Annotated in this window: 10 protein-coding genes; 4 read left to right on the top strand and 6 right to left on the bottom strand. The window is 43.0% G+C overall.

Annotated features, from left to right (window positions below):
* Nucleotides 1–3: 3 nt before the first annotated feature.
* Nucleotides 4–1017 carry a porphobilinogen synthase gene (gene hemB / locus H5114_RS14975; protein ID WP_124017252.1) on the top strand — a complete coding sequence of 338 codons (1014 nt, stop codon included), beginning with the start codon at nt 4–6 and terminating at the stop codon, nt 1015–1017.
* A 213-nt stretch (nt 1018–1230) separates the two neighbouring features.
* Entirely contained in the window at nt 1231–1782 is a 552-nt protein-coding gene (locus tag H5114_RS14970; protein WP_124017382.1) for a thioredoxin family protein, read from the top strand.
* Nucleotides 1783–1881: 99 nt separating this feature from the next.
* Here H5114_RS14970 and H5114_RS14965 read toward each other — a convergent pair whose 3' ends face one another.
* Together H5114_RS14965 and rhlB are read right to left on the bottom strand one after the other, a co-directional pair.
* Nucleotides 1882–2817, bottom strand: a complete 936-nt coding sequence (locus H5114_RS14965) for an exopolyphosphatase (protein WP_182723345.1) — start codon at nt 2815–2817, stop codon at nt 1882–1884.
* Nucleotides 2818–2820: 3 nt separating this feature from the next.
* Nucleotides 2821–4125, bottom strand: coding sequence for an ATP-dependent RNA helicase RhlB (gene rhlB, locus H5114_RS14960; RefSeq protein WP_124017250.1), 1305 nt, complete (start codon nt 4123–4125; stop codon nt 2821–2823).
* 153 nt (nt 4126–4278) lie between these two features.
* On the opposite strand from rhlB, the gene trxA reads away from it, so the two are divergent.
* Both trxA and rho read left to right on the top strand, forming a co-directional pair.
* On the top strand, nt 4279–4605 hold the full coding sequence (gene trxA / locus H5114_RS14955; RefSeq protein WP_182723344.1) for a thioredoxin TrxA: 327 nt from the start codon (nt 4279–4281) through the stop codon (nt 4603–4605).
* A 221-nt stretch (nt 4606–4826) separates the two neighbouring features.
* The gene (gene rho, locus H5114_RS14950) at nt 4827–6089 is read left to right on the top strand and encodes a transcription termination factor Rho (protein ID WP_124017248.1); all 1263 of its coding nucleotides are present in this window, start codon (nt 4827–4829) and stop codon (nt 6087–6089) included.
* Nucleotides 6090–6487: 398 nt separating this feature from the next.
* Here the strand turns inward: rho and H5114_RS14945 are convergent, their stop codons facing one another.
* From H5114_RS14945 to H5114_RS14930, 4 genes are all read right to left on the bottom strand, one after another.
* Complete coding sequence (locus H5114_RS14945) at nt 6488–7213, bottom strand: fumarate reductase iron-sulfur subunit (protein WP_182698436.1); 726 nt, start codon at nt 7211–7213, stop codon at nt 6488–6490.
* Nucleotide 7214: 1 nt separating this feature from the next.
* Entirely contained in the window at nt 7215–9209 is a 1995-nt protein-coding gene (locus H5114_RS14940; RefSeq protein WP_182723343.1) for a fumarate reductase flavoprotein subunit, read from the bottom strand.
* A 9-nt stretch (nt 9210–9218) separates the two neighbouring features.
* Nucleotides 9219–9962, bottom strand: coding sequence for a fumarate reductase cytochrome b subunit (locus tag H5114_RS14935; protein WP_182723342.1), 744 nt, complete (start codon nt 9960–9962; stop codon nt 9219–9221).
* A gap of 235 nt (nt 9963–10197) precedes the next feature.
* A complete protein-coding gene (locus tag H5114_RS14930; protein WP_182723341.1) occupies nt 10198–11091 on the bottom strand; it encodes a LysR family transcriptional regulator in 894 nt (297 codons plus the stop codon).
* Nucleotides 11092–11209: the final 118 nt, after the last annotated feature.

Raw genomic sequence — 11209 nt, 5'->3', positions numbered from 1 at the left:
AAATTGAATATTATTACCAGTGCTTTTCCACAGCGCAGAATGCGCCGCATGCGTAAACATGAATTTAGCCGTCGTTTAATGTCTGAGAATACTTTAACCGTTAACGATCTGATTTATCCAATGTTCGTGTTGGAAGGTTTTCAACGTTCAGAGAAAATTGCTTCAATGCCGGGTATCGAGCGTTTTTCAGTTGATCTATTATTAAAAGAGGCCGCTGAACTGGTTGAACTTGGTATTCCACTTATCGCGTTATTCCCGGTAACACCGGCAGATAAAAAGAGCTTACTTGCAGAAGAGTCTTATAATCCTGATGGTTTAGTACAACGTGCAGTACGTGAATTAAAGCAAGCATTCCCACAGCTTGGCATCATGACTGACGTCGCCTTAGATCCTTACACGACTCATGGGCAAGACGGTATCATTGATGATACGGGTTATATCCTCAATGACATCACTACAGACATTTTAGTCAAACAAGCGCTATCACATGCTGCTGCAGGTGCTGATATTGTCGCGCCATCAGACATGATGGACGGTCGTATTGGCGCAATTCGCCAAGCTCTAGAAGCTAATGGCTTTGTGAATACCCAAATTATGGCTTATTCCGCTAAATATTCATCCAGCTATTATGGACCATTTCGTGATGCTGTCGGATCGGCTAGCAACCTAAAAGGTGGCAATAAACACAGTTATCAAATGGATCCTGCCAATAGCGACGAAGCATTACATGAAGTGGCATTAGATATCCAAGAAGGTGCCGACATGGTAATGGTTAAGCCCGGTATGCCATATCTAGACATAGTACACCGCGTTAAAACAGAATTAGCGGTACCGACTTTTGCTTATCAAGTCAGCGGTGAATACGCCATGCACATGGCCGCTATCCAAAACGGTTGGCTTGCAGAAAAATCCATTGTCATGGAGTCGTTACTTTGCTTTAAACGCGCTGGTGCCGATGGTATTTTAACCTACTTTGCTAAACGCGCGGCCCAGTGGCTTAAAGAGCAAAACCAATAAAACTCGCTTATTGAGGTATTAAGCCAATCCATTCAGGGTTGGCTTTTTATTTTATACTCCAGACTCTGCACTAGCATTAACCCTATTGAGTAAGTGAATCCTCCTATTATCGTGATCAGCATTGCATCATAAGCTATCGCCTCTTAACAGACTTGATTAAGCATGCTTGAATACACTCAAGTACAGTATTTTCTTCTTAAGCGAGACATTATCATGCACAATAACGTTCGAACATTATTGGCCACAACCGCACTCTTTTTCAGTACCCAAATGTTGCCTATGGCCGCATCAGCAAATCCTGGATGCGCATTTGAAAAAGATCAACAAGGCTTTATTGCAACATGCAGCGAGGAGAAACAAGAAGTGATTTTAACTGGCATAATCCAACCACAAACTCTAACAACTCAATTACCAGGCTATGCTGAAGGGTTCACTAATTATCAAGTTGATGCGCAAGCCATCGATGTACTCAAAGCCATTAAACAACCGATACAAATAGTGGTGATTATTGGCACTTGGTGTCCAGACTGCCATCGCGAAACACCGCACTTTATGCGAATTATTGAAGCGGCAGCCAATCCCAACATTGAGGTTGAATACATTGGTGTCGACCGAAACAAGCAGGATCCCGAAGGTTTAGCGGCAAAATACGCATTCAGCCGAATTCCAACGTTTATCGTTAAACAACAAGGCAATGAGCTAGGTCGTATCGTTGAACGCCCGCAAGCCACATTAGAAGCCGATTTAGTTGAGATTTTAAAGTAGTGATGTAAATGACTTATTTAACTCAAATATCGTCATCACTTAAATAATCAAAAAAGGTCGCCATGGGCGACCTATTTTTTATTGCGCTTATGTCAGCCACTACATCGATGCTTTAGCGGCGATACGATCGGCTAACAGTTGTAATACACCTTCACGAAGTGCACCACCAGCAAGATGTAAACGACTAATAGAAAGACTTTCAAATAGCGCGATTAATATTGCCACTCCCGCCGCAAATGTAGGAGCTTGTTCGGCATTTAAGCCCTTAATGCCACTAAGCCTGGCATCTGCTTGCGATAATATTTCATCACGAAAAGCATACAAAATCTTAAGGGTAATCACTTCTGGGCGTTGTCTGTGCTGTAATACAGATACGACTGATTGCACAGCTCCAGAAGCGCCGACAACACTTTGCCAACCAAAGTCGAGCAACTGAAGCCGACATTCAGCCAAAATATGATTAACATAGTCTATTGCCTGTTCAACATCGATGATTTGTAGTGGTGTTTGACTAAAAAATCGTTGATTAAACAGCACACATCCCATTGGCAGGCTGGTTTTAAACAGCACGTTACTACCGTCACCAATAATAAACTCGGTACTGGCGCCGCCAATATCTATCACTAACCGGCGCCCCTCACCTTTAGTGGTGGCCACCATGCCTTGATAAATAAGTTCAGCTTCACGTAGCCCTGAAATAACCTCAATGGGATGCTGTAAAATAGGCATCGCACGTTGATGAAATTCATCGGCATTACCAATAACACGCAATGTCGCGGTAGCAAATACGGCAACGTTAGCACTATTAATATGGTGTTGCTTTAACATCTGGGCAAACATGGCCAAGCATTCTAAACCACGCTGCATAACATGTTCAGACAACATGCCATCGTCACCTATACCTTCGGCAAGGCGAACTTTACGCTTATATTTAGCGATAACAATCGGTTTATTTCCCACCGAATTAGCCACCAACATATTAAAACTGTTAGAACCTAATGTTATCGCCGCATAGGGTTGAGATACTGTTAGCATTGACTATGGTCTACGGGTCCTATGACGTGGAGGACGCGAAGTATTGCCGCCACTACGATGCGCACCTTTACTCGCACCATCGCGTGAGCGAGATGGCGCAGGCTTGCGGTGAATACGAACCGGTGCAGGAATATCATCCAATAGTGCATCTCGATCGTAATTAGATACGGGAATTGAATGATTGATATAGGTTTCAATTTCGGGAAGATTTAATGCATATTCTTCACATGCAAAACTCACCGAAATGCCTTTTTGTCCTGCGCGGCCTGTACGGCCAATACGGTGCACATAATCTTCACAATCATCTGGTAAATCATAGTTATACACGTGTGACACATCAGAAATATGCAAGCCACGAGCGGCAACATCTGTTGCAACTAATAAATCTAAATCACCAGAGGTAAATTGCTCAAGAATACGAATACGCTTCTTTTGTGGAACATCACCAGTTAACAAACCCACTCGATGACCATCACCTTCTAAATAAGACCACAGTTTTTCACAGCTGTGTTTTGTGTTCGAAAACACAATCGCTTTATCTGGCCAATCTTCTTCGATTAAGCTCAGTAATAAACGCATCTTGTCTTCCATTGACGGATAGAAAATTTCCTCTTTGATATTTTTAGAGGTTTTTTCTAATGGTTCAATTTCAACTTTTTCAGGGTCGTTCATATGATCATAAGCTAGTTCCTGCACTTTCATTGAAAGCGTGGCAGAAAACAACATATTTAAGCGTGACTTAGCATCAGGCATTCTGCGGAATAAAAAGCGAATGTCTTTAATGAAACCAAGGTCAAACATACGGTCAGCTTCATCAAGCACTACTGCTTGAATGTGGCTTAAACTGATGACACCTTGACGAACATAATCAATAATACGCCCTGTGGTACCAATCAGAATATCAACGCCTTTGTCTAATACTGCACGTTGAGTTTCATAGCTTTCGCCACCGTAAACAATACCGACTTTGAGTCCGGTATGTGCCGCTAATAAATTAGCGTCTTTGGCTATTTGTATTGCTAACTCACGGGTTGGCGCCATTATAATAGCGCGAGGTTCTGTTACTTTGCGACCCTCTGGTGCAGCAACGGTTAATAAATGGTTAAACGTGGCCACTAAAAAGGCCATGGTTTTACCTGTACCGGTTTGGGCTTGTCCGGCAATGTCTTTTGCATTAAGTAATATTGGTAAAGATAACGCCTGAATGGGCGTGCAAAACTCAAAGCCGTTCTCGTTTAACGCCGCTAGTACTTCGGGCTTTAAAGGGAAGTCGGCGAATTTCTTGGTCGATAAATGTGTTTGGCTCATAGCACAAGCATACCTGTAGGGGTTGCAAAAAAAGATTCGATCGTTTGAAATAGCTACATTACTAAAACGGTCTCTTGAAAAGCTATTTAACTGACCCAATATACATGGTAAGCCATTAATAAACTAGCAATGGAACCAAATCTGGAGAACAACATGAGCGATAAAATTGTATACCTAAGCGATGACAGCTTTGAAAACGATGTAATAAAGTCTGAAACACCAGTATTAGTAGACTTCTGGGCTGAGTGGTGTGGTCCTTGTAAAATGATTGCTCCAATTCTCAACGACGTTGCTGAAGAATATGCAGGCAAACTGACCGTAGCAAAACTTAACGTTGACCAAAACAGCGTTTCACCAGCTAAATACGGCGTGCGCGGCATTCCAACATTGTTAATATTCAAAGCTGGCGAGTTGATAGCAACCAAAGTGGGTGCATTATCAAAGACGCAACTAAAAGAATTCATTGACGCTAAAATCTAATCAGAAGTAGCTAAAAATGTTAAATGGCACAAGTTTTAAACAATTTGTGCCATTTTTAGTTTTTATTTAGTCTAAATTTCTGGACGGCCAACACATAAAGTGCTAATTTAATCATCAGATTTTTTCAATTAACCTCTTCTCGCTTATCAATCAAAAAATATCTTTTCAACCTTACTGATTGATTGCGGTAAGCTTCGTCGCGCAATACAAGACTCCCATACATGAATTTAACAGAATTAAAAGACACGCCAATTTCAGATCTAGTTTCGCTTGCTGAAAGTATGAATCTGGAAAACATGGCTCGTACCCGTAAACAAGATATCATCTTCTCTATTTTGAAAGCTCACGCTAAAAGCGGAGAAGACATTTTCGGTGGCGGTGTATTAGAAATCCTCCAAGATGGATTTGGATTTTTAAGAAGTTCAGATGGCTCATACCTTGCGGGTCCTGACGATATTTATGTTTCACCAAGCCAGATCCGTCGCTTTAATATGCGAACCGGTGACAGCATTTTTGGTAAAATCAGACCTCCAAAAGAAGGCGAAAGATACTTCGCACTATTGAAAGTCAGTGAAGTTAACTTCGATAAACCAGAAAGCTCTCGTAATAAAATCCTATTTGAAAACTTAACCCCACTTCATGCTGAAGAACGTCTTCGTATGGAACGCGGTAATGGTTCTACTGAAGACATTACCTCGCGAATCCTTGATCTATGTTCACCGATCGGTAAAGGTCAGCGTGGTTTGATTGTTGCGCCGCCTAAAGCGGGTAAAACATTATTACTTCAAAGCATTGCTCAAAGTATTACCTACAACAACCCAGATGTGGTGTTAATGGTATTACTGATTGACGAACGTCCTGAAGAAGTGACCGAAATGCAACGCATGGTTAAAGGTGAAGTGATTGCTTCTACCTTTGATGAACCAGCCAGCCGTCACGTTCAAGTAGCCGAAATGGTTATCGAGAAAGCAAAACGTCTTGTTGAGCATAAAAAAGACGTGGTGATTTTGTTAGACTCTATCACTCGTTTAGCTCGTGCATATAACACGGTTATCCCATCATCAGGTAAAGTGCTTACCGGTGGTGTCGATGCTAACGCCCTGCATCGTCCAAAGCGTTTCTTTGGTGCAGCACGTAACATCGAACACGGTGGCAGCTTGACCATTATCGCTACCGCGCTTGTTGATACAGGCTCGAAAATGGATGAAGTGATTTACGAAGAGTTTAAAGGTACTGGTAACCAAGAGTTACACCTTTCTCGTAAAGCCGCTGAAAAACGCGTATTCCCAGCGATTGACTTCAACCGCTCTGGTACTCGTCGTGAAGAAAAACTAACGACACCGGAAGAACTTCAGAAGATGTGGATTTTACGTAAAATCTTACACCCAATGGATGAAGTTTCAGCAATGGAATTCTTAATCGATAAATTGGCGATGACCAAAACTAACGAAGAATTCTTCACTGCAATGAAGCGCGCTAAGTAATTTATTACCGACACGCACTATAATCGCAAAAATGCCGCTTATTTAGCGGCATTTTTTATGTCTCAATAGCCTATGACTAAAGATCTTGATAAGACTCAATCCTACTCGCCCGAACCGCAGCGATAAAAGTATTACTTTCCAGGCTTTCGGGTTGCTATCGCCGGTTATGATTCTAGCGCTGGTTCCCGCTTTTAAAGCTTTAGCTCGTATAGCATCTAGCAGCGAAGCGCTCTAGCCTCTAGGCTTTTTGCTTGCTATCGCCGGTTATCATTCTAGCGCTGGTTACTGCTTTTAAAGCCTTAGCTTGTATAGCATCTAGCAGCCAAGCGCTCTAACATCTAGTCTTTCTGCTTTCTATCGCTGTTATCATTCTAGCGTTTATTAACGCTCTTCCCGCCTTAAACAGATGCCATTTTTCGACGTAAATAGGCAATTTGTTGCATATGCGGTAAATCTTTCGGGCAAGTATCTTGGCAACCTAATAATGTCATGCAGCCAAAAACACCGTCTTGATTACCAATCACATGATAAAAATCATCTGCACTGCGAGTATCACGACTGTCTAATTCAAAACGGGCAATTTTCATCATCCCCACAGCGCCAACAAAGGTTTCACGCATTTGTTTAGTGGCACAAGCTGAGACACACACACCGCACTCTATACATCGCTCTAACTCATAAAGTTTGGTAGCTTCTTCTGGCGACATCGGTGTTTCAATTCGATGAATATCATTATCAGCTGTATTGGGATGCAACCACAGCGCTAAACGCTCAGATAATTGGCGCATAAATTTGCCCGTATTCACCGATAAATCGCCAATCAGCTCAAATCCTGGTAATGGCATGAGCTTAATATGCCCATCAGGATAATTAGCGGTTAAGGTTCGACAAGCTAAAGTCGGTTTACCATTGATCACCATGGCACAACTGCCACAAATACCTGCACGGCAAACAAAGTCAAATTGCAGCGATGGGTCTTGAGTTTCACGTAATTGATTTAAGGCGATAAACACCGTCATTCCGGGTGTTTCAGTGAGGCTGTATCTGACCATTTTCGCTTTATCACCAGGCTCTTGTGGGTCATATCGAAAAATAGAGAAGGTTAACGTACGAGCTTGACTCATGTTACTTTACTCCCGTCGAAGCATTCGCTATGACATCAGTTAATCGCTGATTTCCAGGTTGATATTCTTCGGGTAACTCAAAAGGCATTAATGCCGCTTGCTTGACATGCCTATCGGTGTTTTCATCTAGATCAGCCAAAATAGCTTCAACCTGTTGCTGACGTTTTTGCGTATCAGGATGAGCAATAACATTATCAATACCATAACCGCGATACCCGGGCGGTAACTCCATTTGCATGACATCAATCGCTTCATAGCGCAGTTGGGGCCGAAAACTATCGGTATCTGGCCAACTGGTTAATGTCCGGTTTAACCAGTCTTTATCGTTACGTTGTGGAAAGTCTTCACGAGAATGGGCGCCACGACTTTCTGTGCGAGCATGGGCTCCACATGCAACGGTAAGCGCGACTTTCAGCATCCGTTTAATCCTTAACGCCTCAACTAATTCTGGGTTGGCATGACGTTTTTTGCACTTTAAGCCCAAATTTTTCGAACGTTCAAGTAGTTCAGACAATTGATTAACAGCCAGCTCAAGATCCGGCCCATTTCGAAAAATACCCACGTAATCCATCATAATTTTTTGCATCACAGCTTTAAGCTTAAAGGGGTCTTCAGTACCTTCGCCGTCAATTAACTGATCTATTTCAGTTTGTAACTGCTGCGCAAACTGCGCAATTAATTCAGTATCAATCACCAAACTATTTTGCTCACCAAAATCAGCAACATATTTACCAATAATCATCCCGCCAACCACAGTTTCCGCCAAAGAATTACCGCCGAGCCGATTAAAGCCATGCATGTCCCAGCAAGCGGCTTCTCCAACACTAAACAATCCTGATAATTGCGGGCTTTCTCCGTTCGCCTTAGTCCGAATGCCCCCCATAGAATAATGCTGAGTCGGCCTAACCGGGATCCACTCTTTTACCGGATCGATGCCCAGAAAGTTCTCACAAATTTCTTTCACTTCACGCAGATTCGTCTCGATGTGCTTTTGACCTAATAAGGTTATATCTAGCCATAAATGCGGCCCATAAGGACTATTGACCCCCTTACCTTTGCGGATATGCTCGGTCATTCTGCGAGAGACCACATCGCGAGAAGCTAGCTCTTTTTTATCGGGCTCATAATCAGGCATAAAGCGGTAACCGTCTTTATCGCGCAGTACACCACCGTCTCCTCGACAGCCTTCAGTGGTTAAAATCCCCACCGGTACGATAGCCGTAGGATGAAACTGTACCGCTTCCATATTGCCCAGCGTCGCGACGCCAGTCTCTAACGCCAACGCTTGGCCGATACCTTCACAAATCATGGCATTGGTCGACACAGCATAAATCCGTCCGTAACCACCAGTGGCAATGGTGGTCGATTTAGCGATATAAGCACGCAGTTCACCGCTAATTAAGCAGCGAGCAATCACCCCATGACAGCGCTTGCCGTCGTGGATAAGGGTTAATGCTTCCATGCGCTCGTGCACAGGAATACCTAACGAAATAGCCTTATTATCTACAGCGTACAACAAAGAATGACCGGTACCATCTGCGGTATAACAAGTGCGCCATTTTTGGGTGCCTCCAAAGTCACGCGCGTTAATTAATCCGTGAGCAGCCTCAGCCTCAGTAATAGTGACCTTTTTTGCGTTAACAATCACTTGTCTGTCGCCTTTAGTCACTCGAGTCCAGGGGACGCCCCACTGAGCCAACTCTCTTACCGCTTTAGGCGCGCAATGAGCAAACATTCGTGCCACGGTTTGATCGCAGCCCCAGTCAGAACCTTTTACCGTATCTTGAAAATGTATATCTTCATCGTCACCAGCACCTTTAATGGTATTGGCTAAACTGGCTTGCATACCACCTTGGGCAGCGACAGAGTGAGAACGTTTTGCAGGAATAAGCGATAAAACTAAGGTATCAAGTCCGCGCTCTTTTGATGCTATCGCGACTCTTAATCCTGCCAGCCCTGCGCCAACCACTAAGGTGTCGGTATAGATAATTTTCATGCGAATTCCTTATAAGGTCGACATATATGGCACTACGGGTAACGCTAACGAGTGGCCAATCAAAAGATAAGTCAGCAAACTCGCCACTCCTAACACCATTAAATACGCTAACAACACCTTAGCAAATTTGAGCATGGCAAAACGTTGCTCAACCAAGCCCCATTTCACCACCACGCGATATAAACCAAATACGCCATGCACTGCAACGGCCGGTAACAGCAGGATATATAACGCCCAAGCATTGAAGTGATACACCCGCTCAGCCGAAAGATGTGGGCCTATTTCAGGATGGGTTATCATGGTGAATAAGTGCGTTGGTACGAGGAAGAACAATAAAAACCCCGTGATCATTTGCCAAAACCAAATTTTGGTATCTTCATGGGGTAAAAAACGCATTTGATTTCGTAAGGCGCGCCATTGACCTAATTGAGTCGGAAAACGACGTAAGGCAAATACCGCATGGATCAGCACAACCAATAACATAAAGCAGGAAAAAATTTGGGTCACCAAAGGGTAGCCATGGCCAGTTTCACTAAATACTCCGCCCTCAAGAAACTGTGCTACTTGGTAGAAAGCTTCTTTGCCAAACAAGATACTCGACTCAAAATGCAAATGCAGCACCAGAAAGAGCCCCAGCAACACTCCAGATAGACTTTGTAGTTTATCCGCACGAGCAGCCCAAAGAGGGTGAGTAAAACCTTTATCGGTATTTACCGCACGGTCGGCTTTCCCTTGCAAAAAATTCGCAGCCATAAAGCATCATATCCTGTCAGGCACAATAACAAGTATTGACCATAACAAGAGTTTTTCAATAGCGGCAATGAACAATCATCAAACCGTGATAATGTTCACCTACTAATCAGCGGGAGTTAGAAGCTGGTCACACAAACTAGAAAGTAAAATCTAAACAATACTGATAGTTAACTAAATATCGGCACGAGTGTTCGGTAGTTCAAACCTATCGAACGCTTTACCTAAAAAAGTAGCATTACGGTAATAATTGCTGGCAATGTTGGCGTAACTTATCGCGTAATAGCAACATGACCGGAGTGACATGCTCGCGACCAGGACAGATCAAGTTTAGCGCAACTGACTCACCAATATAGTCGGTAAGTATCGGTACTAACTTGCCGGTTTTCAAATCATCAGCAACATCAAGAGCCACTTTAAATACAATTCCTTGGCCCGCGACTGCCCAACGCCGGGTAATTTCTGCATCGTTACTGCTACGATTGCCACTAACACGAACTTTATATTGTTGCTGATCTCGATTAAACGACCATAAATCATGATCACGTTGGTCTAATTTAAAAATTAAACAGTTATGTTGGCTTAACTGTGCCAAGGTTTCTGGCATGCCATGTTGCGCAATATAACCAGGCGAAGCACATAAAATACGTCGAGTATTACAAATCGTAAATGCCACTTGGTTAGAATCAGGCGGCTGACCATAACGCAAAGCAACATCAATTTTATCATGTAAGAAATGACTCAAATTGTCGCCAATATCTAACTTAATCGACAAATTAGGATAATCATTTAAAAAGCCATCTAACCATGGCAATAACACATTACGGCCAAAATCCGATGATACAGAAACGGTTAACTCGCCCGAAATAGTCCCTTTTTCACTCGCCAATGCTTGCTCACCTAACAGCAAGCTAGCTAATGCTTCACGACAATGAATAAGGTAACGCTCACCCTGCGCAGTTAACCGTAAGCTTCTAGTTGTACGAATAAACAGCACTGCATCTAATTGTTTCTCCAAGCGCTTTAATCCGGCACTCGCGGCGGCAGCTGAAATATCTAACTCAACTGCAGCGCCTGCAATGCTGCCACAATCAGCCACCCTAACAAACAAGCTTAAATCGTTAATTAACATCTGTCATCCCAGCGTAAATACTCGGTTATTTTGCTTGTGTCAGCCTCATCTTTACCAAAAATAATTTGGTAAAGATACAAATATTACCCTGTTAATTTTAACAATAAATTAGGCCACA

Origin of the sequence: Shewanella sp. SR43-8 (assembly GCF_014163775.1) — a bacterium.
GTDB classification, from domain to species: Bacteria; Pseudomonadota; Gammaproteobacteria; order Enterobacterales; family Shewanellaceae; genus Shewanella; species Shewanella vesiculosa.
Note: the sequence above shows the minus strand (reverse complement) of the source record. Positions and strands in the feature narration are given on the sequence as shown.

Bases quoted from the DNA above. Each gene is read 5' to 3' on its own strand.
- H5114_RS14970 (WP_124017382.1), top strand. From the start codon at position 1,231: ATGCACAATAACGTTCGAACATTATTGGCCACAACCGCACTCTTTTTC.
- H5114_RS14965 (WP_182723345.1), bottom strand. From the start codon at position 2,817: ATGCTAACAGTATCTCAACCCTATGCGGCGATAACATTAGGTTCTAAC.
- rhlB (WP_124017250.1), bottom strand. From the start codon at position 4,125: ATGAGCCAAACACATTTATCGACCAAGAAATTCGCCGACTTCCCTTTA.
- trxA (WP_182723344.1), top strand. From the start codon at position 4,279: ATGAGCGATAAAATTGTATACCTAAGCGATGACAGCTTTGAAAACGAT.
- rho (WP_124017248.1), top strand. From the start codon at position 4,827: ATGAATTTAACAGAATTAAAAGACACGCCAATTTCAGATCTAGTTTCG.
- H5114_RS14945 (WP_182698436.1), bottom strand. From the start codon at position 7,213: ATGAGTCAAGCTCGTACGTTAACCTTCTCTATTTTTCGATATGACCCA.
- H5114_RS14940 (WP_182723343.1), bottom strand. From the start codon at position 9,209: ATGAAAATTATCTATACCGACACCTTAGTGGTTGGCGCAGGGCTGGCA.
- H5114_RS14935 (WP_182723342.1), bottom strand. From the start codon at position 9,962: ATGGCTGCGAATTTTTTGCAAGGGAAAGCCGACCGTGCGGTAAATACC.
- H5114_RS14930 (WP_182723341.1), bottom strand. From the start codon at position 11,091: ATGTTAATTAACGATTTAAGCTTGTTTGTTAGGGTGGCTGATTGTGGC.